The organism is Paenibacillus sp. MER 180 (genome assembly GCF_023713665.1).
GTDB classification, from domain to species: Bacteria; Bacillota; Bacilli; order Paenibacillales; family Paenibacillaceae; genus Paenibacillus_B; species Paenibacillus_B suaedae.
On the sequence record NZ_JAMAVT010000019.1, the window covers coordinates 1 to 26,553 of the forward strand.

Annotated in this window: 17 protein-coding genes, 3 pseudogenes, 1 riboswitch and 1 other annotated feature; of the genes and pseudogenes, 15 read left to right on the forward strand and 5 right to left on the reverse strand. The window is 46.1% G+C overall.

Translation table 11 applies throughout. The features are described from left to right. Nucleotides 1-200 precede the first annotated feature (200 nt). The gene (locus tag M3661_RS23925) at nt 201-1,007 is read right to left on the reverse strand and encodes a divergent polysaccharide deacetylase family protein (RefSeq protein ID WP_397376548.1); all 807 of its coding nucleotides are present in this window, start codon (nt 1,005-1,007) and stop codon (nt 201-203) included. A 214-nt stretch (nt 1,008-1,221) separates the two neighbouring features. Between M3661_RS23925 and M3661_RS23930 the strand changes: the two genes are divergently transcribed. From M3661_RS23930 to M3661_RS23970, 9 genes are all read left to right on the forward strand, one after another. After that, nucleotides 1,222-2,361: an amidase domain-containing protein gene (locus M3661_RS23930; RefSeq protein ID WP_251489266.1), complete on the forward strand. Its 1,140-nt coding sequence runs from the start codon at nt 1,222-1,224 to the stop codon at nt 2,359-2,361. 92 nt (nt 2,362-2,453) lie between these two features. Then, nucleotides 2,454-3,914, forward strand: a complete 1,461-nt coding sequence (locus M3661_RS23935; RefSeq protein WP_251489268.1) for an oligosaccharide flippase family protein — start codon at nt 2,454-2,456, stop codon at nt 3,912-3,914. Between the two features lie 409 nt (nt 3,915-4,323). Further along, the gene (locus M3661_RS23940) at nt 4,324-5,505 is read left to right on the forward strand and encodes an NAD(P)/FAD-dependent oxidoreductase (protein ID WP_251489270.1); all 1,182 of its coding nucleotides are present in this window, start codon (nt 4,324-4,326) and stop codon (nt 5,503-5,505) included. Nucleotides 5,506-5,540: 35 nt separating this feature from the next. Next, on the forward strand, nt 5,541-6,404 hold the full coding sequence (sigJ, locus tag M3661_RS23945; protein ID WP_251489272.1) for an RNA polymerase sigma factor SigJ: 864 nt from the start codon (nt 5,541-5,543) through the stop codon (nt 6,402-6,404). A 129-nt stretch (nt 6,405-6,533) separates the two neighbouring features. Then, entirely contained in the window at nt 6,534-7,073 is a 540-nt protein-coding gene (locus M3661_RS23950) for a MarR family winged helix-turn-helix transcriptional regulator (RefSeq protein WP_251489274.1), read from the forward strand. Between the two features lie 131 nt (nt 7,074-7,204). Continuing rightward, a complete protein-coding gene (locus M3661_RS23955; RefSeq protein WP_251489276.1) occupies nt 7,205-7,687 on the forward strand; it encodes a hypothetical protein in 483 nt (160 codons plus the stop codon). A 3-nt stretch (nt 7,688-7,690) separates the two neighbouring features. After that, nucleotides 7,691-8,557: an NmrA family NAD(P)-binding protein gene (locus M3661_RS23960; protein ID WP_251489278.1), complete on the forward strand. Its 867-nt coding sequence runs from the start codon at nt 7,691-7,693 to the stop codon at nt 8,555-8,557. Between the two features lie 206 nt (nt 8,558-8,763). Beyond that, on the forward strand, nt 8,764-10,314 hold the full coding sequence (locus M3661_RS23965) for a DNA-binding protein (protein WP_397376549.1): 1,551 nt from the start codon (nt 8,764-8,766) through the stop codon (nt 10,312-10,314). A 143-nt stretch (nt 10,315-10,457) separates the two neighbouring features. After that, nucleotides 10,458-12,071 carry a bifunctional metallophosphatase/5'-nucleotidase gene (locus tag M3661_RS23970; RefSeq protein ID WP_251489282.1) on the forward strand — a complete coding sequence of 538 codons (1,614 nt, stop codon included), beginning with the start codon at nt 10,458-10,460 and terminating at the stop codon, nt 12,069-12,071. 253 nt (nt 12,072-12,324) lie between these two features. On the opposite strand, the gene M3661_RS23975 is transcribed toward M3661_RS23970, so the two are convergent. Further along, a complete protein-coding gene (locus M3661_RS23975) occupies nt 12,325-12,942 on the reverse strand; it encodes a L,D-transpeptidase family protein (protein ID WP_397376550.1) in 618 nt (205 codons plus the stop codon). Between the two features lie 292 nt (nt 12,943-13,234). Between M3661_RS23975 and M3661_RS23980 the strand changes: the two are divergent. Together M3661_RS23980 and M3661_RS30850 are read left to right on the forward strand one after the other, a co-directional pair. After that, a pseudogene (locus M3661_RS23980) lies at nt 13,235-16,369 on the forward strand (non-ribosomal peptide synthetase); the annotation flags it as partial. Nucleotides 16,370-16,384: 15 nt separating this feature from the next. Then, nucleotides 16,385-17,791: pseudogene (locus M3661_RS30850) on the forward strand (condensation domain-containing protein). Between the two features lie 271 nt (nt 17,792-18,062). Here the strand turns inward: M3661_RS30850 and M3661_RS23985 are convergent. Continuing rightward, on the reverse strand, nt 18,063-19,328 hold the full coding sequence (locus M3661_RS23985) for a voltage-gated chloride channel family protein (RefSeq protein ID WP_251489385.1): 1,266 nt from the start codon (nt 19,326-19,328) through the stop codon (nt 18,063-18,065). A 128-nt stretch (nt 19,329-19,456) separates the two neighbouring features. Continuing rightward, a riboswitch (Fluoride riboswitch) is annotated at nt 19,457-19,517 on the reverse strand. Nucleotides 19,518-19,580: 63 nt separating this feature from the next. Beyond that, nucleotides 19,581-19,694 (reverse strand): annotated as a pseudogene (locus M3661_RS23990) (ABC transporter substrate-binding protein); the annotation flags it as partial. A gap of 183 nt (nt 19,695-19,877) precedes the next feature. On the opposite strand from M3661_RS23990, the gene M3661_RS23995 reads away from it, so the two are divergent. The 3 genes from M3661_RS23995 (at nt 19,878) to M3661_RS24005 (ending at nt 23,473) form a co-directional block, all read left to right on the forward strand. Then, nucleotides 19,878-20,123, forward strand: a complete 246-nt coding sequence (locus M3661_RS23995; RefSeq protein WP_251489284.1) for a hypothetical protein — start codon at nt 19,878-19,880, stop codon at nt 20,121-20,123. Nucleotides 20,124-20,141: 18 nt separating this feature from the next. Further along, a complete protein-coding gene (locus M3661_RS24000; RefSeq protein WP_251489286.1) occupies nt 20,142-21,281 on the forward strand; it encodes a GerAB/ArcD/ProY family transporter in 1,140 nt (379 codons plus the stop codon). 169 nt (nt 21,282-21,450) lie between these two features. Continuing rightward, nucleotides 21,451-21,706, forward strand: a binding site (T-box leader). Between the two features lie 93 nt (nt 21,707-21,799). Next, a complete protein-coding gene (locus M3661_RS24005; RefSeq protein ID WP_251489288.1) occupies nt 21,800-23,473 on the forward strand; it encodes a glutamine--tRNA ligase/YqeY domain fusion protein in 1,674 nt (557 codons plus the stop codon). A gap of 222 nt (nt 23,474-23,695) precedes the next feature. On the opposite strand, the gene M3661_RS24010 is transcribed toward M3661_RS24005, so the two are convergent. Next, a complete protein-coding gene (locus M3661_RS24010; protein ID WP_251489290.1) occupies nt 23,696-24,631 on the reverse strand; it encodes a DMT family transporter in 936 nt (311 codons plus the stop codon). Between the two features lie 347 nt (nt 24,632-24,978). On the opposite strand from M3661_RS24010, the gene M3661_RS24015 reads away from it, so the two are divergent. Next, nucleotides 24,979-26,175, forward strand: coding sequence for an exosporium glycoprotein BclB-related protein (locus tag M3661_RS24015; protein WP_251489292.1), 1,197 nt, complete (start codon nt 24,979-24,981; stop codon nt 26,173-26,175). The last annotated feature ends 378 nt before the right edge of the window (nt 26,176-26,553 follow it).

Consider the following 26,553-nt stretch of genomic DNA (forward strand, 5'->3'; position numbering starts at 1 on the left):
AGATGGCGATCCACCTGGATCGCCTAGAAAGACGAGGATAACCACCATGGGTTCTCTTACATCCCTAGACTGCAAAACAAAAGAAACCCTGTGCTTTATAAAAAGACAGGGTTTCTCAACAATCTGAGGATGTCCATTCGGACATCCTCTTTTTCTATTCTGCATGTGGATATCGTCCTATTGTTGGGATAATAATCATGTTATTTTCGTGATGCATTGCTCTTTAATACAGAGGCTACTTTTTTGAACTGGATATTTTCTTGGTTCATTTTGACCATCTGATCTTTAAGAACCTCTGCTGTAATTCTCCCACCAGCACCGACATGCCCAATTGCGATACATACATCATGACGGCGGAAATGCTCGCGCATTAGCATGAACTGCTTATGAACAGCCGCCTTCGTATGTACATCATCTAGGAAGATGTGGTTCTCTAAGCTGGGAACCTGCACCTCGTTTGCGATCTTGCCAACAATGCTGCGAAAATTAGTATGGCTGTCCACGAAGAAAAGCCCACGTTCTTTGCATACTTTCAACACATTTCGCATAACACGCTCATCAACTGTAGCCTTAGAACCCATATGATTGTTCATGCCTATGGCGTGGGGGACATTGTCGATAGCTGCATGTACCCGTTTCTGAATTTCAGCATCGCTCAGATCCGTTGTTATTGCTCCAGGCCCAAGCCAATGTTTCTTGCCTGACAATGCTTCCATCGGCATATGAACGATAACATCATGACCTGCGGCGTGCGCACGCTTCGCGTCTCTTTCTGTACTTGGCATGAAGGGCATAACAGCGACAGTCACTTTATAGGGCAGCTCCATAATCTCTGTAGTACCCTTGGCGTTATTCCCGAAATCATCAATAATGATCATTGCCGTTTTTTCTCCGTGCTGCCGATCGGATAAGGATTGTACGTCAACAGGGAATAACGGCAAGCTAAGGAATGCCACTATAAGGCTAAGGGCAATCCGGTATGACAAGCGTTTATTTACATCTTTCACATCAGCACCTGCTTTCTTGCTTGCTTCAATGATATCCTTGCTTATCATTGTTCATCGAAAACGTACAAACCATGCTTATTATTTTTTAGCAGAATCAGTTATTCGATGCAGGGCATAGTAAAAGGGTGCTGTATTTATGTATTTCACGAGCAGGGTGCGAAGTTTATGTGGTCGAAGTGACAAAAGGAAAAAGAGGGAGGAGTTTGTCGTTAACATGTATAGATGGTTTGTTATCCCTATATTCGTTATCGTTTGTGTTGCTGTATCCTCCATACCGCAATACGCATTCTCCGCAGAACAGCAAACAGTAGATAATGAGCTTACAACATTTATTCAGCAATTATTTGCGAATCGAGCCAAATATTTACTTCGTCAGGAAGATGGGCTGCTCCGCGATTTTTATATGCCTGAACGCGCATCAAGCATGAGGGCGATGAAGCATGAACAGATGCGTGCACAATATGTACAAACGTGGGTGAAGCATAGGCAACTTCAATTGGCGGATGCTGCTAGCAGCCCAAGAGTAATTCGGGCGAATAAACGTAATGATCAGGTATTTGTCTCCGCTGTAGATTCATTGCGTCTCGGATATACGTACAATCAACCGTCATGTCAAGTCGAGCACTTCGGGATAGGTACGCGGCATGCGCTTACCCTGATAAGGAAGAATGGATCGTGGAAGGTACTACGAGAATGGTATTTAGACCCTCTGGAAGAGAATCCTGATCTAATCCCGAAATTAACCGAGTTACCGCGCAATTCAGCGTCTAATCGGGTTAATGACAAGACAAACCAAGCATCGGGTCTACATTCAACTTCAACTCGCTACAACCGTGATAAGGCTATTGATTATGCGAATAAATACGCAGGAATAGCTTGGGGGGCTGGTAACAATCATCGCTACAACCCCAGATATCGGGATTATACCGGGCAAGGAGGGGATTGTACGAATTTTGCTTCCCAATGTATTGGCGATCAAGAAGGCGGCGGATTGCGCATGAAGGGTGGATGGCATCACTATCGCTCAGGAGGCAGTAAAGCATGGGTACAGACCGATGCTTTCAAAAACTTCCTCATATACAGCGGGTACGGCAAAGTCATCAAAAAAGGAACCTACACTACAATTGTCCAGACCAGCAATCAGCATCCAAACGGCGCTTGGGCTGGTCTTAAGGCGGGAGACCTGATTGGGTACGAGCTTAATGGCGATATCGATCATTTTTCGATTGTAGTTGGCTTTGATGCTCAAGGTTACCCGCTCGTGAATTCACACACTGCCGATCGTTACCGAGTACCTTTTGATCTAGGCTGGGATAAATATACGATGTACTGGCTCATCCATATTCGTGATTAGCTTGGCAGAACTGGTCAGCACTTCGGCACATACCTCGTCCACTCCGATCATACAATGATGAGGACAAGAAGGAGTGGTCGGAAGGTGAACGAATGTTGTTGTCATCACTCGTAAAGCAAGCTGCACTTCGAAGTGCAGTTCTCGTCATTGGTAAAGGAATAGGCCTTGCAGGCAGAGTAGCCATAACAAGAATGCTCGGTGCAGAAGGCATTGGGTTATACCAGATTGCCTATTCCTTCTTCGGCATGGCCTTGATGGTCATTTCCGGAGGGTTGCCTACTACGCTCGCTTTATTTACAGCGAAGCAGTCTGATCGAGGTTGGAGGGTATTCCAGCTTTTATCCGTTTATACTGCATTAATTGGGATGGGACTCGCATTTTGGACACAATACTATGCGAACAACATTGCTGTGCTGATTGGAGATGTAGAACTTGCATGGGCGCTGCGAGCTCTAGCTCCGGCATTAATCGCTGTACCACTTCTCCAATTAGCACGCGGTTATATGCAGGGAATCCGCAGCTATGAAGCGATTTCCTTGTCCGAATTAACGGAGCAAGCAGTGCGGATTACGGTACTGATTATTTTCGTAAGCCTGTACGCTGCTCAAGGTGTAGGTCGAGCCATAGGCTACGGGTTGTATGGTACGACGATTGCAGCTATTGCCGCATTTTTGTTTTTGACGATATATGCATCTTCCACACGGCGTGCAGCGATAATGATCACATATTCCCCATTGAGCAAAGAAGGGTTAGGTCTTTTCCTAAGATCCTCCTTCGTAATCGGTTGCACGCGAATGCTTGTACCACTTTCAGACTTCATTGACTCCATCCTTATTCCAAACAGACTGCAGGCTGCAGGGTATTCTATACCAGATTCAATCGCGATGTATGGCATTATTACAGGAATGGCTGCTGTCATCGTCTATATGCCGACGATGATAACGGCCTCTGTCTCTTATACAGTAACGATGAAGATAGCAGCGAAGCACGAAGCAGGCATGGAGAGCGGGCGCGATATCGAACGAATTCTCCGATTTGTCTGGACATGGGGAATCATTAGCGGACTTTTTATTTTCCTGTATGCGAAGGAAGCGGCAATACTCCTATTCGGCGTGGAAGCTGCAGCTGAGCCTATTCGATACCTATGTGCAATCCCTCTTATTGTTGGGTTGCGTGAACTTACCACGAGTATCCTGTGGGCCCAAGAGCGCAAGCGGACTCCATTAACGGGACTTGCACTGGGAATCGGCCTATCCGTCTTGCTTCAATTCTTTATTGTTGCAATTCCAGGGTTTGGGTACAGAGGAGCTGCGATTGGAATTCTTCTTATGGAAACGGTAGCCGTTCTTTGGAATTTGCATGCGCTTCGGAATGCTAACGTAACCTTATTCACAATTAAGTGGGTAGGATGGGATCTCATATTGTTTTCTTGTATCATGTTTGTCCTCATATCACCCTTTATTAAGGAAGGGCAACTAACATTGATTGTTCTAAGTGCACTTTTCTATTGGATAAGCGCAGCTTTCCTTATCGTTATAAGATACCGCAAGTAGAAATTTGCAGAATGATAGCGAGATAGGGAGCCCCCTGTGTTCCATATCATGTTAAAAATTCACACAGGGGCTTGATTTCGTTCTCATCAGGACTACAGGAAGAATGGAAGTAAAAATAAGTCATCAATGAATCCAAATGGGATTCGGCGAGGGAAAAAGCGGCGTCTTGAGAAAAAGCCAGGCTGAAACCATAATTGTTTACACAATTCCAGCTCACTTGATGATAGTAATTAGGATCCATAAGTGCCTCCTTGTAAATATCAGTCATCTCAGCATCAGTCTATCCGCGAATCCCTATAATGCTCACGGCTATAGCCTAATTTCACATAGAAACAAATTCATTTTCTTCTGTCACAAACAGCTGTGCTATGTCGTTCTATGTGCAAATCGATCTTAAGGAGAGAAGCACATGAGAGAACAGACATGCATCATAATTGGAGGCGGCTATGCCGGATTGAATGCTGCACACGCTATGTCAAGTAGTATGAAGGGCATGAAATACTCCTCCCTTCATATTTTTCTTATTGACCAGCAAGCACATCATTTGCGTAAAGTACTCCTGTTTAAGCCTGCTGCCACAGACTCGGCCATTACGGTTCCATGGTCGGATGTATTGCCTAGCAGAGTTACATTCATTCAAGGGAGTGTTACTTCCATACAAGGAGCCAACAAGCATGTACTATACGAAGGCCGGGATGGCCAATTACATCGTATCTCATATGACTTTCTCATTGTTGCTCTTGGGAGTACTATTCGAAAACCGGCTGAAGAACAAGGAGGAATTGCGCTTACCCATGATCATGCAGCATTGCAGATCCAACAGCAATGGCGAAGCAATATGCAGAAGGCAGCAGGAATACAAGATCAGCTCGAACGCAAGCGTCTCATGTCGGTTGCTGTAGTAGGAGCAGGAATTAGTGGCATTGAGACTTCTGCCGAATTAGCTTACGCAATGCGGATGGAGGCTATTGAGCTCGGATTAGCTGCGAATGACGTTCGAGTTTCTTTAATAAATGCGCAGGAGCGGTTATTCACCGAAGGCCCCTTGAAGGTAGCTGCCAAGTTGGAAGCTGCACTGAACGAGTTAGGTGTTGCTGTAATTCACCACAGTCGAGCAAGTCATGTGAGGGATGGAATGCTGCACTTTGTTGGCCGCGATCCGCTGCCAGTTGGCGTATGTATTTGGACACTGGGCCTTCAGCCTAATCCAGTCCTTCGTTCACTTGGTTTACCCGTAACTGAAGAAGGGAAAGTCATCGTAGATGCAAGTTATCGAGTTCATGGCCTCCCGGGAGTATATAGTATCGGTGATTGTGCGCATATCGTTGATCCGAAGAATGGTAGTCCAGATCGTATGACATGCAAGGAAGCTATTCCACAAGCAAATCGGCTAGCCAAAATCATAGCAGCAGACATTGCCCATCGTCCTGCGCCATTACACCAGTCTTATATGGAGTTATTTTGTATTGGCCTAGGTCCAGAAAGTGGATTGGTGTGGTGCCGGCAATGGGGAATAGATTTCGTACTGACAGGCAAGCTCGGATGGAAGATACGAAAGTTCACCTGGGATTCTGCTAGTTTGATAAAATAATGGCATCAATTGTGATTACAAGGGAGAAGGACAATATGGATACGACAGAACTTTATCATCAATATAAAGCACTGCTGTTCACACTTGCGTATCAGTTGACTGGTTCAACTGTTGACGCAGAAGATGTTGTGCAAGAGGTATTCGTCAAAATCCATAAGTTAGACGGAATTGAGCTTGAACAACCGAAGGCATATTTGTGCAAAATGGTTACGAATCAGTGCTATGATTTGCTAAAATCGGCTCAGCGCCGACGAGAGCAATATTTCGGTACTTGGCTGCCAGAGCCTGTTGCGACAACCTACGAGGATCCGATGAATTCAATTGTACGTTCTGATTTGCTATCCTACGCGATGCTTGTGCTGCTTGAACGATTAGCGCCTGTGGAACGCACGATCTTCATCTTGCGTGAAGCGCTCGGGTTCGACTATCCCGCAATTGCACAAATTGTGAATAAAAATGAGGCGAATTGCCGCAAGTTGTTAAGCCGAGCCCGCAATAAGATGGGAATTTCGGAGGAGGAGCCTATCCCTCATGAGCTGGCTAGTGAGGAATGGGTAATGCGTTTATTACAAGCACTGAGGTCGAATAGCGTGGATGCCGTCGTGTCTATGCTGCATGAAGATATCGTTGTTCTGTCTGATGGAGGCGGCAAGGTGTCGGCTGCTGCACATCCAATTACAACGCCAGAACGAGTCGCACAATTCCTCATCGGACTTATGAAGAAGACTGCCCAACAAGAGTTCCTTACGCATTACGAATTTCCCTCTATTAATGGGCAAGCGGGAGTGATCGTTCATACCAATGGACGACCCGACACCGTTATCCTGCTTCATTCGGAGGGGGCTGCCATTCGCAATATCTATTTCGTACGCAACCCAGATAAGCTTGTACGACTCTAATTGTGAATGACCTCTCATAAAATCAGACTGAGAGCCGATCGACCGTTGTTAAAGAATCTACAAGTAGTTGATTCGGCTCTAAAATAATGAGGACTTGACAATTATATAGTTAGGAGCCATACTATATGTATGACCAATCAACCATTATTTACTAAGAGCAATGAAACCGCACCTACACTCATTCAATCCAAGCGGCAGATTGATCGCTACAACCTCGACGTTGACGCACAAGCCATTCTTGTTGCTGCACGGTTAATGGAGGCTGGTGCGAAGCTAGGACATGCGGCAGAAGTTCATTTCTCCAGATTCGGACTATCAACAGGTCGATATCGCTTATTAGCTGACTTGGAGGACAATGGGGGAGAGGAGCTGCCATCGCAATTAGCCAACAACCTCGGTGTGACTCGTGCGACTGTCACGGGCTTAATCGATACCTTGGAACGCGATGGCCTCGTCACTCGGCGTACTAGTGCATCAGACGGTAGGCAAAAGTCAGTTGTTCTCACAGATCAAGGAGCTAATAAGCTTCGTGAGATGGCACCGGAACATTTTGCAAGGCTGGAAGCCATGGTAGGACAGCTTACTGCTGAAGAACGCACCGTGTTTCTCGACCTACTCGGAAGGGTTACCGAAGGAATTTCAGCACTTACCGTGGAATCTATCGTCTAAACAGGGACAGTGGATGATCGTGAAAGGGGCTAGTCTTGACTAGCCCTCCTTTCCACCCATATAGTTAGGAACCTAATTATATGAGGTGTAGGAGTGAGCAATTTTTTTAACAGAAAGGGTGAAGACAAACATTGAACAGATCAGATGATGCAAGTGAGACCAAGGATGGTAGTAATAGGATATCTAAGCCTTCTGTTCTCTGGCGCGATATCATGATAGCTTATGCTGCGCCGGCGTTGATGGCCGGGATTGGAGGAGTGGTGATCGGTGACCAGATTCTGTTCATTGCCGCCTTTACTTCGATAGGAGGGACATCTGCCGTAACAGCATGGATCATTGGTCGTTGGCTGAAAGATTGGGGATTACATACACAATGGTTGAACAGGTCGCATCTTCTTGTCATTGCAACGATATTCGCCTTTTTAGGAGTAGCAACAGGGTTGCTGATAGCTTTGGTTGTTACAGAACTGTCGATTTATGCATTTTCACAAGAGATTGCATGGTTGGATCGGGTGTGGATAGATTTTCCTCTATCTGTCACGATAGCGAGCACAACTACAGTATGCCGCTGGTATAAGGCAACACACAAACATACATCGAACAGGAGCGTGTAAGAAATGATCGTAGTAATCGGTGCAACAGGAACCATCGGCAGAGAACTGCTAAACAGTCTGATTCAAGCAAACGTACCCGTACGGGCCATCAGCAGAGAGCCTGACAAACTCCGGATTCAATTAGGCGCGGGCAACTATAAGCATGTGGAGATTGCCCGGGCAGATGCATCCGACGCAGCAACATTGCGCTCTGCATTCCAAGGGGCGAGCCAACTTTTTCTGTCTATGTCAAATAGTCCGAGACAAGTGGAATTAGAGAGCTCTGTCATCCGAACGGCTATCGAAGCCGGCATTGAGCATATTGTAAAGATTTCTAGCCCGCTCTATAACGCTCTTGCTCCAGTGGAGATTGCCAGATGGCATCTGGAAATCGAAACCTTGCTCAACGATTCAGGTATATTGCATACCGTACTGCGACCCTATGCTTTTATGCAGAACTTACTTCGATTGAATGGGCCGATTCGCAAGCACAATACCTTCTACGGCTCAATGGGGAGCTCAGCATGCAACTACATCGATTGCCGAGATATTGCGGATGTCGCCGCAGAAGTACTGACGAATCACAAGAAAGCAGGACGCATCTATACACTCACTTGTTCAGAAGTGTTCAATTATGAACAAATTGCGGCCAAATTCACAGCAATGCTCGGTCGTCCTATTACGTATATCAACATGGATTCGAACACACAGCGCCGTTCCTTAATGGAACAAGATCATATGCCGCTATGGCTTGCGAATCACGTTGTAGAGATTCAAGCCATGTCTGTAGCTATTCCGGAGCATCCTACAGATACAGTTGCTCGATTGCTCGGCCAAGCACCGAGAACGCTCGATAACTTTCTCGAAGAACATATTGGCCTATTCCAGTAGTAGTAGATGCATTTCGCCGCTTTTGATTTCTTACTTATACCAGTTGTAATATTTTCAATATAATTCATAAATATTGATCGATTAACATAATCTTCGCATGAACATAAGTTTCCCTTAACATACGAGCCCCATAATAATGTTGAACGGAGAGGTTCAATCCCCCGCATCACAAAATGAGGAGGCGAAGAAGAATGAATATGCTAACTGTGTTGAAACGCAAATGGTTCAAAGTTGTACTTGCTGCATTAATCGCACTGCCCACGTTGTCCTTGGGAGCAGGGTCTAACGCTTATGCGGAGGGGCCAGCCGATCCGGCGCCGTATATCACGGCAAAGGGTACACCGAACGGCAAGAAAGTATTGTTCGATAACACTCACGGTCAAACGGCTGGCGCAGCAGACTGGGTAATTGATGGCGGCTTCTCAGATTTCGCTAACGGCATTGCAGACAAAGGCTATGAGGTTAAGGAATTGCGCAAGTCTACGCCAATCACTTATGATGATCTGAAAGATTATCAAGTGTTTGTTATTGGCGAGGCCAACATTCCGTATAAGACATCCGAGCAAGCAGCAATGCTGCAGTATGTCAACAGTGGGGGCAGTATCTTCTTCATCGCAGACCATTACAATGCGGATCGCAACAAGAACCGCTGGGACGCTTCTGAAGCATTTAACGGCTACCGCCGTGGAGCATGGAGCAACCCAGCACAAGGGATGAGCACAGAGGAGGCCAACTCAGCTGCTATGCAGGATGTTGCAAGCTCCGATTGGCTGTCCGACAACTTCGGTGTTCGTATTCGCTACAATGCACTCGGTGACATTAATGCTAACGTGATTGTCGATCCACAGCAAGCATTCGGCATTACGAATCAAGTAAGCAGTCTTGCCATGCATGCGGGTTCAACGGTTGCAATTACAAATCCACAAATTGCGAAAGGCATCGTGTACTTGCCTGCGGTAAGCAGCAGCCAGAAATGGCCAAATGCAGTAGATCAAGGCGTATATAACGGAGGCGGTGTCGCAGAAGGGGCTTATGTATCTATCTCGAAGGTCGGGTTAGGGAAAGCTGCTGTCATTGGTGATTCCTCTCCAGTAGAAGATGCAACACCGAAATATTTGCGCGAAGAGAATGGACAGACGAAAAAAACATATGATGGCTACAAAGAGCAGGATGATGCCGCACTGCTCATGAACCTTATTGACTGGCTTGCCGAGCAGGAGTCATACACAAGCTTCACACAGGTGCCAGGACTGCAGCTTGACACACCAACTGCATTGCTGCCGTTCGAGACGCCGCACCTCAGTACAGAGCCGCAGCCTGAGCCATGGGCAGCCCCTGCAGCGGGCTACAAATGGTGGGATTCTTCCACATTCAAGAAAGGCTCATATGGCGCTCCGAGTGGGGGACAGAACCCATCTGGCAATCCTGCGATGACACATCCTGCAACGGTAACTGCAGCGACACCTTTCAATGTAACGATTACAGCAGGCGGCTTAGCGCCGAACAGCAGCATTACGCTTCAAATCGGCGTATACTTAACGGGCGGGCAGCAAGTCGGTCAAGTGCAGCAAGATAATGGCAGTTGGCCTACCGGATATGGCTATAACAGCGTCACACTCACAGCGGATAGCACTGGTACTGCCGTGAAGACATTCCAAGTGCGGACACAATCAGGCAAGAGCGGGGCAGCCAGCATTCGTCTCCGCAAGGATAGCAGCAATGTATATCAAACTAATCCAATTACAATTGCACCTTAAGCTATAAATGTCATGAATTGTCTGACATAGCAAGATCGTGTAGAGAAGTCCCGGCGCGGTTGCCAGAGCTTCTCTATCCTTTCTTTCGAAAGACACCAGTCAAGATAGGGTAGATGCGTCCAACACAGATGAGGAGAATCCATATGAGCAATGAAACAGCAGCACCTCTTCGCGAAACCAGTGATTCTTGCATAGTAGCCATTATACATACAAGTGACATTCACGGAACCGTTATGCCTTATCGTTATGCGGATCAGCAGCATATTGAAGCAGGGTTAGCCAGAATGGCGACCGCTATTGACACTCTGCGCCATCAGTATAAGGAATCTGTACTGATCGACAATGGCGATCTGCTTCAAGGCACACCGCTAACCTATTATCATGCTCGCATACAACCAGAGCTGCCTAATCCAATGGTCGCCTGCATGAACCAGATCAAGGCAGATGCTGCCGTCATCGGGAACCATGAATTTAACTATGGGCTTCCCTATTTGAAGCAGGCGATTAAGGAGTCTCAGTTTCCATGGCTCAGCGCAAATCTGCTTCGAGCAGAAGACGGAGAGCCTTACTTTGGCAAGCCCTATATTGTAAAGGAGTATGCGAATGGACTTAAGATTGGCATATTGGGCCTAACAACCCGGTATATTCCGAACTGGGAATTGCCGCAGCATATTGCAGGAATTTGCTTCGAAGACGCGGTTGTAGCGGCGAAACGCTGGGTGAACATTCTTCGAAATGAAGAGGCGGTTGATCTCGTTGTCGTTTCCTACCACGGCGGATTCGAGCGGGACATGGATACTGGTGTACTAACAGAAGCTGATACGGGTGAAAATCAAGGCTATCGAATTTGCATGGACGTTCCCGGAATCGACATCCTGTTAACCGGTCATCAGCACCGAATGATTGTAGATGAGCAGGTGAACGGGGTATGGATCGCGCAACCGAGCTCCCATGGGCAAGGAATCGGATTCATGGAGATCGGTATGACCAAGCTTGAAGGGAAATGGGCACTAGAACAATGTCAATCTCAGTTCATTTCTGTAGAGGGAACAGTCCCGGACGAACGTATCTTGGAAGCGATCCATGACATCGAACAGAAGGTTCAACACTGGCTGGATCAACCGATTGGTACTATGGAAGGCAATATGTTGGTCGATGATCCGTCGCAAGTCCGGCTTGCAGACCATCCGTTGATCGCATTCATTAATCGGGTTCAAATGGAATACGGATGTGCCGAAATATCGAATACCGCTCTCTTCGATGATAGTGCGCCAGGATTCTATGGAGAGATTACGATGCGACAGGTGCTGGCCAACTATATGTATCCGAATACGCTAAGAGTCATTCGCGTCTCGGGTCAAGATATTAAGGACGCCTTGGAGCAATCTGCCTCTTATTTTGCATTATCGGAACAAGGGAATCACATACAGGTTAGTGAAGCATTCTTATATCCGAAGCCCCAGCATTATAATTATGATATGTGGTCAGGCATTGAATATGAGATTCAAGTCTCACGACCGATAGGACAGCGCGTTACTACGCTAACCGTTGGTGGCGCGCCAATTGAGATGAACGCTGAATATGATGTGGCTATGAACAATTATCGAGCCGGGGGCGGGGGGAATTACGTCATGTTCGCCAATAAGCCAATTGTGCTTGATCTGCCGACAGATATGGCTGAATTAATCGTGGATTATATTAGGAAGCGGGGAACCATTACAGCCGAGTACAGTCATAATTGGAGAGTTGTCTTGTAGGATTTGAAGCAAAATACCATCTTTCAAATCCGAACAAAGGTTATGACTACGAACTAAGGGAGGCTGCTTGAACAGCTTCCCTTGTTTTTGGGGATTCACTCACTTAGAAGCATTTCGCAACCGCACATTCGGATATTCGCCGACATGTAAAAGAAACAGCATGCACCCTATCGTCTCAGAATGACGATAGGGTGCATAAGCAGTATCTTGGAAGCATCCTAAAACAGCTAATGTGAAGAGTGCAGACCCACGGTCATTCTACCAATCCAAGATGTACATAAATAGGGAAGGAAACAACGCCATTTGGCTCTAGATGGTGATCACGTTGATAACGCTTGAGGGCCTGTGTCGTGCTTGATCTGAACTTGCCGTCACACCTTCCTGTGTAATATCCTGCACTTTGCAGCCTCGACTGAATCAATTGCACATCTCCGCCAACATCACCTTCCGCTAAATCGCGTGGATTATGCCTCAAATCACCCAGTGCATGTCCCATAATCGTTACTTTCGTGCCAATCGGAATCATCTCATACAATTCAATAACATCTTTATTGCGCATACGAATACAACCATGACTCGCGTGACGTCCAATGGAATAGGGCTTATTGGTACCATGGATACCATAGTTCCCCCATGTCACATTCAAGCCGAGCCAACGAGGGCCAAATGATGGCCCCCAGTTCTCTCCCTTAAATACGATGCGGAATTCACCCGCGGGAGTTGGGGTAGCGGGATCACCAACTGCGATATGATAAGACTTGATTGTCTTGTTATGCTGTTGCACAACAAGGCGATGAAGGTGGGGGAAGATGATGATCGAGTAGTCATCTCGCTTCGATTCAACGGTATTCAAAGGTTTTGCTTCAACCATATTTGGCACGAGGGTGACCATTGCACATGGAATGGATATACTTAACAGCAATAGCCGACATAAAAGTACATAAGCATGTAAATTCATCGATTTATTTCTCCATAAGGTTTTACACTACGCTGGGGATAGTTTCTCCGTTATTGCGAAATTTATACAATTATAGCTGTATTCTCGGTATTTACAAGAAATTATCAAATGAACAATTCTTTTTAGAAAATATTTGATTGACCCTCTTTCCAATGACATGTTTCAATGTGCTAGTAGATGAATTTGACAGGGAAGGGCGAGTCTGATGAATGATTGGTCACTTACACATCCTCAACTTAGAATTTGGTACATGGAGAATATGCAGCCGAATACAAGCTTAGGCATTATTTCAGTATCGTTGCGGCTGAAATCGAAACAAGGCAATCTGGAGATTCCTTTCCTGCAGCAAGCTGTAAATGAGCTCTTAAGACGAAATGAAGTTCTGCGTCTTCGCATCGTAGAGAGGGACGGACAGGAGCCAAGACAATACATCAGCAAGTATCAAAGCTATGAGGTTCCAGTCATTGATGCTGTCGGTATTGACGTACAATCATGGGAGAAGGCGAGAGCTCAGATGCCAATGCCGTGGAAGGATACCGATCTATTTGAGTTCATTCTGTTGCGGATAAATGCTACGGATTGTGTATTATACCAGCGTTTTCATCATTTCATTCACGATGGAATCTCCCAGCAGCTTATCATTGATGATATTCTTGCCTATTACAGTTGCCTTGTACAAGGTGCAATCTTGCCTGATTCACATCGACCTTCCTACTTGCAGTTCATCGCTAGTGAGCTGGAATACGAGCAATCTGAGCGCCGGGAGAAAGACCGACAATATTGGCTGCAGGAATTTGAAGCACATCCCTCTGACAGCGCACATATAATCTCGCCACTCCAACTGCATGATCCTACCTGTAAATCCAGTCGTATATCTTATCCATTGTCTGCATCCATGCAGCAGCATGTATATCAATTCTGCGAGAAACATCAAGTTAGTCTATTTACATTATTCACCGCACTACTCGGCATTTATTTATACAAGTGGAATGGGAACCAAAATCAAGTCATCGGCACGACATTAAGCAATCGAACGAATAGAGCAGAGAAAAACATGTTAGGTATGTTCGTCAGCACCGTGCCACTGCGCCTCCAGATAGAAGGGAAACAAGACAGGATCTCCTTCATTAAGCAAGTGAACAAAAAGCAATTCTCAGCGGCAAGGCATCAGAAATATCCATTCAATCAGCTTGTACAGGACATTCGCTCCAAGACAGGCGAAAGCTCGCCCCTCTTTCACGCATCCATTGAATATCGAGAGACGGATACGTCGAATGTAAACAGCAATGAGCACGTTCAATATGAATGGGAGCACATCCATTGTGGCTATGAGGAAAATGACTTCCTGCTCCGGGTACAGCGAGTCGCGGCGACGAATGAATTGTCCCTGCACTTTGATTATCAGATAGCTAAGTTCAATTCAGAAGAAATTCAGCGGCAGATTGAACAGTATGTATATGTAATCGAAGAAGTGCTTGCACAGCCTGAACGCTCTATCGACTCAACCGAAATTTGCACGCCTGAGCAGCGTGCAGAGCTGATGACTTCCTTTCAGGCAGCGAAAACACAAGAGTCCAATCCCACTCTCTTAGTCGTCCAAGCGTTCAATGAGCAGTGCGAACGAACCCCTGAAGCTATAGCCATTCGATGCGACCAGAAATCCATCACTTATCGAGAATTAAGTACCAGAGCTGACCGATTGAGTGCGCATCTAAGGAATAAAGGTATCGGGCAGGACGATGTCGTAGGCATCCTGATGGAGCGATCTATCGATACCATCGTCAGTATGCTCGGGATATGGAGAGCTGGCGCGGCTTACATCCCACTAGATCCTGCACTGCCTAATGAACGAATCTCATTTATGCTCACAGACAGCAGTGTCAAGGTCATCGTTACGCATCGAGGCCTAGACAGTCGTTTCTATATCGATAGAGCAATCGATTGGGTGGATCTAGATTGCATCACAGACAGCGACAAGCAAGAAAGTAGGATAGAAAGCAAGCTATTAAGTGACAATCCAATAGCTGACATTCAAGTCACTCACCCTGCTCTAAACAGCCTTGCATATATCATCTATACCTCCGGGTCGACCGGCAATCCGAAGGGGGTGATGATCGAGCATCAATCATTCGGCAGCACTCTGCATTATCGGAACCAAGAATACAAGACAAGGGTAGGAGACACCGTGCTCCCGTTGATTTCCTTCGCGTTCGATGGTTTTGTGGCGACGTGCTGGTCACCGCTTATTACGGGAGCGACAGTTGTGCTGGCAGTTGAGGAGGCGATGAAAGACTTCTATGCCCTACGTAACTTGATTATACAAGAGAAGGTCTATCATATTATTTCCACACCAAGCCTATATGGGTCTTTACTCAATGGATTATCAACAGAAGATATGTCGAGTCTTCGGATTGTTACCTTAGCAGGCGAGCGGGTCAGTGATGCGGTGATAGAGAGAAGCAAGCAGCTTCAGTCCGACACTGAAATTGTAATTGAATACGGCCCTTCCGAGAACAGCGTTGTCACGTCGATCAAGAAAGACGCGCAAGCGGGAGGAGCCTATAGCATTGGCAGACCGTTAGCGAATAGCTTCGTATATATCGTGAATGAGCATCTTCAGCTGCAGCCAATTGGGGCACAAGGACAGCTATGTATCACCGGAATAGGACTTGCTCGCGGATATCTCAATCTACCGGAGCAATCAGAGCAGCGCTTCATAGCGAACCCCTTCTTCGACTCGGATGGATGGAAGCGAATGTACTTGACCGGTGATTATGCCAGATGGCTTCCTAACGGGGAACTCGAATTCATTGGTCGAACAGACGACCAAGTGAAAATTCGTGGTTATCGAATTGAAATTGGTGAAATTGAATCGCAGCTGCAGCGCTTGCCAGGTATTCAAGAAGCTGCCGTGCTCATGGTCAAACAAGGTGCTTCCGACTCGACGCTATCTGCCTATATTGTGTCGGATCAAGGACTCGTGATCTCAGACATTCGTACTCAGCTGCTGAATCAGCTCCCTATCTATATGGTTCCTGCACACTTCATGAAGATTAACAGCATGCCGCTAACACACAATGGCAAGATTGACCGCAAGGCACTGCTTCACATGACCGAACTGTCTTCTGGCAAGCAACCGTATATTGCGCCTGCTACCGAACGTGAGCAGCTGCTGGCGGAGCTGTGGGCAGAGACGCTAAATAGGCACCCAATCGGGTTACACCACAGCTTCTGGGAACTCGGCGGTGATTCCATCAAAGCGCTTCAACTCATGGGACGATTGCATCAATACGGATATACCTTGCCAGTAAAGGAACTTCATTCATACCCAACGTTGGGTGAGGCAGCCGCCCGCATGAGATCTACAGATAAGCGCACTCAGAACGAGATCATAACTGGAGTCGTTCCATTCACACCTATACAACAGTGGTTCTGGGAGCAGCGGTTCGCGAACCCGCATCATTGGAATCAGTCATTCGTTCTATTCAGTAAGACGAGATTTGTGCAAGAGCACATCGAACATGTATTTGACCATCTTGTTCTTCACCATGATGCATTGCGAATGACCTAACGCCCAGATGGGAAGTCGATCGTTCAGACCATCCGCCAGCCGGATGAAGGGCCCTTCTATCATTTCGTATCATACGATCTAGAAGATGCTGACCATCCTGAGCGAGAAATGGAACAGATTGCAACTCAACTGCAGCAGAGTATTAATCTCTACAAGGGCCCAATTGTCAAGCTTGGTCTATTCCGTACGAAGGGTGGGGATCACCTGCTGCTCACGATTCATCATCTGATTGTAGACGGATATGCTTGGCGTGTGCTCCTCGAAGATTTTACTGATGGATACGATCAGCTTGTGAACGGACATCCACTGCGTGTTAGGCCAAAGTCAACTTCTCTGAAGCAGTGGGCAGAGAGATTACTCACCTATGCTCAGCAGGATGAGGTTATTCAGGAACTTCCTTATTGGCTTACGCTTGAACAATATTCTGGAGATCCATTACCGCTCGGTATACGCAGCGATGTGCAAGCTGCCGATTTTGGCGTATGGAGCGATAATGGCATGATTGCGGTTGAATTCTCTTCGGAAGCAACCGACACACTGCTTCGGAGCAATAATACGTCAGCAAGCCCGGAAGCATATGACCTCATGCTAACTGCGTTCGGAATGGCGCTTGCGGATTGGAGTGGCGGACGCACATTTCGCTTGGATGTTGAAGGCCATGGAAGAGAAGCAATCGGGGAAGAGATCGAGGTGTCGCGTACGATCGGCTGGTTCATGACGATGTATCCAATCATTCTCGATATGTCACGAGCCGATTCCCTTCCCGCAGCTGTCGAACAGACTCGGCAAATGCTGCGCAGCATTCCGAACAAGGGAATGAATTATGGGGTACTGAAGTATTTGACCAAGCATGAGTCAGCAAGCGGTACAGCAATTTTGGAGAGGAAGGCAAATATAAATTTCAATTATATGGGTCAATTCGGTAACGAACTGAATAATGAAAAATTTACGTTCTCATCGATGCCGCCAGGTGATACAATCGGGCTGGACAATGGACGAATGTATCAATTAGAGGCGGTTGCCATGATTGTAGGAAGGCAGCTTGTCGTTCGGTTCGTGTACAGCACACGAGACTATGAGCATTCCAATATTCAGGAGCTCGTCAATCGATATAAGGCCCGTCTCGAAGCATTGCTTGAACTACACAAGCACGGATATGCACCAGGACAGAGCTCCGGTCTAACCGTCTAAGCGGAACAATGACCGATGCTGCTTCGACTATATCCGTATCTTCATCCGAATAAGTAGGAATGAGATAGCCTGAGTCATCACAAGTAAGATGGGAAAGTCCTCCTATTATCCATTGAATGTGACGCAATCCACAATTAAATCGGATAGTCATGAAAAAAAGGTCGAGCGCAGGGCGCCTTATTACCCTGAACTCGACCTTTCTCTTATTAGATAGGATCCCGCAGAAGGTAAGCTAACGAATTGGACAGCCTCATTCGTGGTTATCGTCATATTACTCAGCTCGATCTTGTTGTCGCTGCTCCGTTTTGACTGCGCCAATCGTACTTCCTGCTGCAATCCGTATCAGCCTCGCTTTAGATACTCCAATTTGTTGCGAAGTATAGATACCGGTATGACCTGAAAATAAATAGCTGATCAAGCAGGCGATAAACATATAAATCGCGCCCTCGGAACCGAACAATTCAATTCCCATCAGGAAGCAGGCGATCGGTGTATTCGTTGCTCCACAAAATACGGCAATAAAGCCTAATGCAGCCAAGAAGGGAGCATACAACTGCAAGATACCCGACAATGCATTGCCTAATGTAGCCCCGATGGCAAATAACGGCGTGACCTCACCGCCCTGAAAGCCAGCACCTAATGTAAACGAAGTGAAAATGAGCTTCCCAAGAAAGGCAAATGGAGATACGTCCTCCGTAAATGAGCTCTGAATAAGCGGAATTCCTAAGCCAAGATAATCGCGTGATCCGACGATATATACAAATGCGATAATAACAAGTCCGCCTACTGCACTTTTGAGCATCGGATTTGCGAATAACTTGGTATACCCTTTTTTCAAATAGTGGGTAAGTTGACTGAACAGCCGGCTCGTAAGTCCGAACAAGATGGATGCCATCACTACCTTTCCCAGTACAATCAGCGATAACTTCGGAAATTCATTGACGACATAATGGACATGTGATACTCCCCATACTGATGAGGCGAAAATATTCCCGACAAAGCTCGCTACGAATGCTGGAACCAAGGCCTCGTGACGGATGAGTCCGATGGCCAGCACTTCAAGTCCAAATACTGTACCCGCAAGCGGGGTACCGAATATAGAACCGAACCCACCGCTAATGCCGCAGATGAGTAGAATTCTACGATCAGTATGATCGACTCGCAGCATTTTGCCAAGCCATTCGGATAAGCTGCCGCCCATCTGGACTGCCGTCCCTTCACGGCCTGCGGAGCCGCCGAACAGATGCGTAACGAGCGTACCGAATAAGACTAGCGGCGCCATACGCAGTGGAATCGCTTCTTTGCCATCATGAATCTGTTCAATAATAAGATTGTTGCCTTTCGCGCTGTTCTTACCGAATTTCAAATACATGTAACTGACCACAGCACCGCCCAGCGGCAACAGGTACAACAACCAAGGATGCTCGATTCTCGTCCCCGTAACATAGTCCAAGCTGATGAGAAATATCGCAGAAGCAGAACCAGTCAATAGCCCGACGATACTCCCAAGTAAAATCCACTTTAATAAAGAAGCCATAATAGCGGCGTATGTAGATTTCTGTAAGACAGGTACGAGCAGCACTCTCCATTTCTTCACAACATCTCATCATCCTTTCTGTCATTACCATTCTGGACAAAAAAACAGACTCCTACCAGGGAAGTTATTCTCTGGTAGGAGTCATTAGCCTAGACGGCGGTTATGGCGAACTCCATCGCCTATTCAACTTAATATAGATGTATTTTATTTCATTTCATCCGCATAGTCAATTCGAATCCGAAGTAAAACGCGCTTAAAACCTAATTCTCCGTACAGCAATTGCGGTAAGCCTGTCGAAATCATAACGAACAAGCGGTTGCCGGGATACATCGTAAATACGGATGCAGTCTCATTCGACACTGCACCGCCCGTTCCGCCTGTGAAGGACATATTAAGGAGCGATCAGCTTCGTACATTGCACAAGAGCTCCTAACAATGATGATGAGCTCCTTGCATTGAAAAATTTTTCCCAATTCGTTTAAAAAAATGCTCAACGACGATAATTGAAATAGATTGATCACAAATATCCACAATATAGGGAATGGAGGATTGCGGCTTATTTTAGCTAGTTTAGGGATACTCATTATTGCAGCCACCATTATTTTCGTGGAATACCCAGCATTATCGAAGAGCGGAAGTAAACAAGAAGCTGTCGCATTCGTTATACTGCTTACAATCGGCACAGTACTTGGCATCGCTCTGGCATTTCATGTTAAGGTACCAAGCCCGCTTGACATGGTTGCAGCCATCTATAGACCAATTACAAGCTTTATTTCAACGATCTTGAAGGGATGAACGAGAGGAGCAATCAGAATGGGAAGTGGGGAACAGATTAATATCAGCGTTCGTCAGTTTACAATTCTCGTCTTCTTATATTCCGTTGGAACTGCGATTTTAGTTATCCCTTCAAGCTTGGCGGAAGAGGTGAAGCAGGATGCATGGATTGCTTCGATTATTAGCATTGGAATAAGCATGCTTCTTGTGAAGCTGTACAGTATCGTCGCACAGCATCATCCGAGAATGACACTCGTTGAAATGATTGGGAAGCACTTTGGCAAATGGCTTGGGACAGCTATTTCGTGGTTCTTCGTTTTCTTTGCATTAATTACTTCGTCGGAGCTGCTAAACTATATGGGTTTCTTCATGACAACCCAGATATTGCCCAATACTCCTATGATCGCTACGAACATCATATTCGCATTCATCGTTGTTATGGGCGTGCGCTTAGGCTTAGAGGTGCTCGCAAGATCTGCAGAGATTCTATTTCCATATTTCATACTCTTGCTCATCATTCTTTTGTTATGTATTGCGCCACAGATCGATATACATAAGATTCAGCCTATCTTCGAGTCGAGTATGAAACCGATGATCCGTGCGACATTATTGTTCAGCAGTATATACTTGTTTCCAGCTGTCGTCTTCTTAATGATCTATCCGTCATCCACTCCAGAAGTGAGCAAAACGACTAGAGCGTTCTATATCGGAGTGCTTCTAGCCGGTATTGTGTTGACAATCATTATCGCCTGTACGATCCTGGTTCTCGGATCAGAGACAACTTCACGGCAATTATATCCGAGCTATGCGCTGGCAAAAAGAATTATGGTGGGGACTTTTTTTCAGCATGTCGAAGTAGTTGTAGCTGTCATATGGTTCATTACCATTTACTTCAAAATGTCGATGTATTTTTACGTCTCATGTGTAGGGCTGTCACAGACATTACGACTGCACGATTACCGGATACTTGTATATCCGTTAGGTCTTCTATTAGTTGTTTTCTCCATAATTGTTCATCCGAGCTCGGTGCACTACAGCGATTATAACAAGACAACCTGGATTCCGTTCGTTGCTACCTTCGGAATCTTAGTTCCGCTTCTGCTGCTCGCTGCTTCTATTCGACACAAGCGGGTACAATCGAGAGAGGAATCATGTCATCAAGAGGGGAGTAAGGAGTAAGGAATACGAATAAGGCCATGTTCTGTGATGCGCCATTGCCATCATGTTCTCACAACCATTTTCTGATATGAAACTATGAATTGTACAATCCATCGGTGAAGGAGAAGAAGGCTGTTTAACATCCGACTTTACATTGGTGGAATGATTTGTTATTATCTATCCCAATATCAGAAACGCGATGATGAGAAGAGTAAGGAAATATGCACATATACAGAGAGCTCCTGCAGCTGAGAAGGAGCAATGAGCTGTTTCCCGAACCAAGCCTCTGAGCAGCATGCCGGATCTGTGCAACCGTGGGATGGCATGACGGGAGCTCCCGTTATAGAGCTAGAGTATAAGCATGCTTCTTATGCCGTACTTGATGAGATTAATATGGCGACATATTAATGAACCCGGGGTGGTACCACGATAACTTCGTCCCCAAGACTTAACGTCTTGGAGGTGAGGTTTTTTTATTGCGTTTTTTAGATATGTGTTTACACTCGATTCACCCCACAAGTTCATGAGGAGGCGTCACCATGAATCAAGATACTGCCTATTCAACCGACCATTATTTATACAGACTCATACATGAGGAACAAGAAGCTTCGCCGTTCAGTCGAAGCATGTGCACGCGGTTCCCCCCAGAGCCGAATGGCTATCTTCACATTGGGAGCGCCTATGCCATTCACACAAGCTATATGCTTGCGAAGCAGTATGGAGGCTCATTTCATCTTCGATTCGACGACACGAATCCTCTGAAGGAGGACATCCATTACGTTCACTCCATCATTGAGGATATGAAATGGCTTGGATATGACCCCGATTATATTTATTATGGATCGGATTATTCGGAGCAGATTTACCAAGCAGCAGTGACCTTAATTAGAAAAGGGAAGGCCTATGTCTGCGATCTTGCGCCAGACGAAGTAGCGAAATATCGGGGGACGTTGACAGAGCCTGGCCGAAACAGCCCTTATCGCAGCCGCACGATACAAGAGAACTTGCAGCTATTTACTAACATGAGACAAGGAGTCTTTCCTACCGCATCTAAAGTGCTTCGCGCCAAGATCGATATGAGCTCGCCGAACATGAATTTGCGGGATCCGATTTTATATCGAATTATTCATGCCGCACACTATCGAACAGGGGATGACTGGTGTATATACCCGATGTATGATTTTGCCCATCCGATTCAAGACGCCATCGAAGGCATCACGTACTCGTTATGCTCGATTGAATTCAAAGACCATCGTCCTCTGTACGAGTGGGTTCTCCGCGAACACGAAGTTCCAGAGCCTCCAAGGCAGCGCGAATTCGGACGATTGAATCTCACGGGTGTCGTAACAAGCAAGCGTTACTTGCGGCAGTTAGTCGAGGAGAGACTTGTTGAGGGCTGGGACGATCCAAGATTGCCAACGATTCGGGGCTTTCGTAGAAGAGGGTACACGTCAGAGAGTATACGCGCATTCATCGAAGAGATCGGCAGCATTCGGACGGAGAGCACCGCGAATATCTCGCTGCTGGATCATTGCGCAAGACAGGATCTTCAAGACCGAACAAGCGGCATCATGGCAGTACTACACCCGTTAAAGGTTGTCATAACAAACTATCCAGAGGATAAGGTAGAATGGCTGCAATTGGAGAACAATCCTCATAATGAGCAGCTGGGCCAACGGGATGTTCCCTTTTCGAGAACCATTTTTATCGAGCGAGATGATTTTCTGGAGCAGCCACCAGGCCAGTTCCACCGACTACGTCCCAATGGCGAGGTTCGATTGAAGGGTGCTTATTTTATCCGGTGTGATGAAGTAATCAAAGATCCAGCAACCGACGAAATTACAGAACTTCGATGCACATACGATCCGGTTACGAAGAGCGGCACAGGCTTTACTGGACGGAAAGTGAAGGGAACCATTCACTGGGTGTCAGCTGCTCATGCTGTGGAGGGCGTCGTACATTTGTACGAGAACCTCTTGCTAGAAGAGTCTGTACCGAAGGATAACGACATCATCTGGACTGACCGAATCTGCCGAGACTCACATACTCGTATCTCTAACGTTATGTTGGAGCCTTGGGCAGCACAAGCTCTAGCAGAACAGCGATTCCAGTTTATCAGACATGGCTATTTTGCCAGAGAGCAAGGTTGGGAGAACCAACTTCTCGAATTTCACCGGATCGTACCGTTGAAGGATTCATGGGTCAAGAAATAAGCTCTGTATGGAGTGAATCATTTGGATGCCACTCGTGCTGTATAATCTGCTTGTTATTTCATTGCTGTGAAAACGTTTGGTGTGGAAGTTTCGGCGAAATAACACGATAGATCTTTGCTTTTCTGCGAAAATGTATCATTTTATTTGGAGAATATGAACGAAAATGGAGAAAGAGCTCTCTCGATGCAACACATTCGGGAGAGCTTATTTTATTGCTGTGATTCACCCAGACTGTACTCCTTGGAGATCTGTATGGCTTTTCTTTGGCCGCTGGAACAATTGCTTCAAGCTGTCGTAATTGATAAAGGCTGTACCGACAATAATGATTACTGCGCCAACAGCCGATGCCCATGTAATCCTCTCCCCATAGAACAGTACGCCAACCACGAGCGCGAGCATCGGAGATACGTACAGCCAAGTAGAAGCGAATATTGGTGTCGTCTTGGCGACAAGCCAATAGAACAGACTATGCCCAATCATCGAACCAATCACAATTAAATAAAGCAATGAGCCAAGTGCACGACCAGATAGCATATTCCCAAAGTTCCAATCCTCCGTAAATGCGGATAGAGTAAGTAGTAGAGCTCCTCCATATATCATCTGAACCGCATTAAGTGCAAATGGTGACGTAGTTGCAAAGCGCTTCGCAACCCGTTTGGAGTAAATTGCACCCCCTGCATAGAACAATTGACCTATGATAATAACGATGCTGCCGACAATAACCCATACGCTTGCCGATACTGAGATCCCAGGTATAAGCATAAGAACAACTCCCAGAAATCCTATTACACAACCTAGTAAAGCGTGAATGGTGGGTTTGTGACGAATAAAGATCAGCTGCAGCACAAGTACTAGAATAGGCGCTGTAGCTGACAGAATCGCTGCGATCCCCGAAGCCACGAATTGTTCTCCCCAATATAGAGCAGCAAAGGTGCCGAATGTAAGACCTATCCCTGTAAGGAGCGAATCTTTGTGCAATAACAAGGACAGGCTTGCTTTCTTCCTCCATAGCATCCAACTGAACAATAGGATTCCAGCAATGAAAAATCGAAGCCCCCCTGACAGGAAAGGCGGGGCAGAGGCGTCCACACCAATTTTCACCGCCAGGAAGGTTGTGCTGAAGATGAGACAAACGAGCACATAATTGAAGATAACCATGGTTCCTCCTCCTTTTGGATTGATCATACACGCTATGGGATAGGACAGATTACTGCAAATAGAACAGATTACCCCATACGTTAATTAATGGAAGGAAGATAAGATGTATGCATGTCCATACGATGAGAGCAAGTGTAATAACGATCAGTATCCACCTTACTATCGTTTCATTGGATGTAAACACGATGTTGGTTTCCATCCTAATTATAGGAGTACACGTCTGTAATGACGCGTAGAAACGGAACATACTATATGTCTTTACCTTGCGTTTTTTACCCAATCATTTCTTTCATATGTTCATATAATTATAGGGTAATTGAAAATACAACTTGTGGGAGGGATTTCATTTGTCACAATCTAATATCCCTAATATTACTCCTATTATTTCTGTAACTAGAGACGATGCAATCAATTTATTGTTATCTTCTATTGCTTTGGAAGAGCTCGGATTAAGCCACATTATTAATGCTGAAGGTGAAAAAATTCAGTTTGCTTTAGGTACTCTGCCAGGTGTAACTTCTCCACCAGCTACAATTAGCGACATTTTACTTGTAAACCAAAGTGTAAGAAATACAATTCAAGACTTAACCAAAAAAGAATTTCTTCTCCAGAATAAACTAGATAGCATCTTGTCTACACCGATATCTGTAGGTCCAACAGGGCCGACAGGCCCTACCGGCCCTAGTACTGGCGTTACTGGTACTACAGGTGCAACAGGCGCTACTGGAGCTGCTGGTGTTACAGGTGCAACTGGAGCTACAGGAGCTGCTGGTGTTACAGGTGCAACAGGCGCTACGGGAGCCGCTGGTGTTACAGGTGCAACAGGCGCTACTGGAGCTGCTGGTGTTACAGGTGCAACAGGCGCTACGGGAGCTGCTGGTGTTACAGGTGCAACAGGCGCTACGGGAGCTGCTGGTGTTACAGGTGCAACAGGTGCAACAGGCGCTACGGGAGCTGCTGGTGTTACAGGTGCTACAGGTGCTACAGGAGCTACAGGAGCTACAGGAGCTACAGGAGCTCCTGGTACAGGAGCTATTATCCCATTTGCTTCCGGTGTACCTGTACTATTGACCACGCTCGCAGGCGGATTGGTAGGAACAGGCGGACTGATTGGATTTGGAAACTCTGCGCCGACCGTAAGTGCATTAGGTGCAACGATCGATCTGACAGGAGCGGCAGGTTTGCTTCTGAACATGGCATTCTCGATGCCACGTAATGGCATAATTACGTCTATTTCTGCTTACTTTAGTACGACAATAGCCCTTAGCCTAATTGGAGCAACTGCAACGATACAGGCCCAATTGTGGCAATCGACTACGCCAAACAACACATTCTCTCCAATTCCAGGAGCTATCGTTACATTAGCACCAGCTCTTACTGGAATACTAGCAATTGGTGCAATCTCCCATGGAGTAACGACTGGACTAGCTATACCTGTAACAACAGAGACTCGCTTGTTAATGGTCTTCTCGGTTACAACAACAGGTCTGACACTTGGTACTACGGTTGCAGGATATGCAAGTGCTGGTGTAGCAATTACGTAATCATTTTCATTAGGACGAAATAATTAATATTACGCATTGAATTGGCAGCAATACACTTTTCATGAAAAGGTGTGGAAGCTGCCGATTCTTTGCTTTGTTCATATGAATCCATTTCAAGTTCGATAGATGGTTCACGGTTCACCCGCTTTATTCTTGCAAAGGTAATCTGCCTGCTCTACTAAATTAAGTAACATGTCAGAATCTATCAGCAATTCAATATCGAATTGTGTTAATTCGTTCTGAACCTACATATTGATCAGGAGCAACAAAAAATATTGTTCGTTTACTCAACAACACAATTATTTCTCTCCCGGGATCAAGAAAAATCCGTTTACCGGCATAATCAATCCGTTTTGCGGTAGCAGGATCAATCCTTTT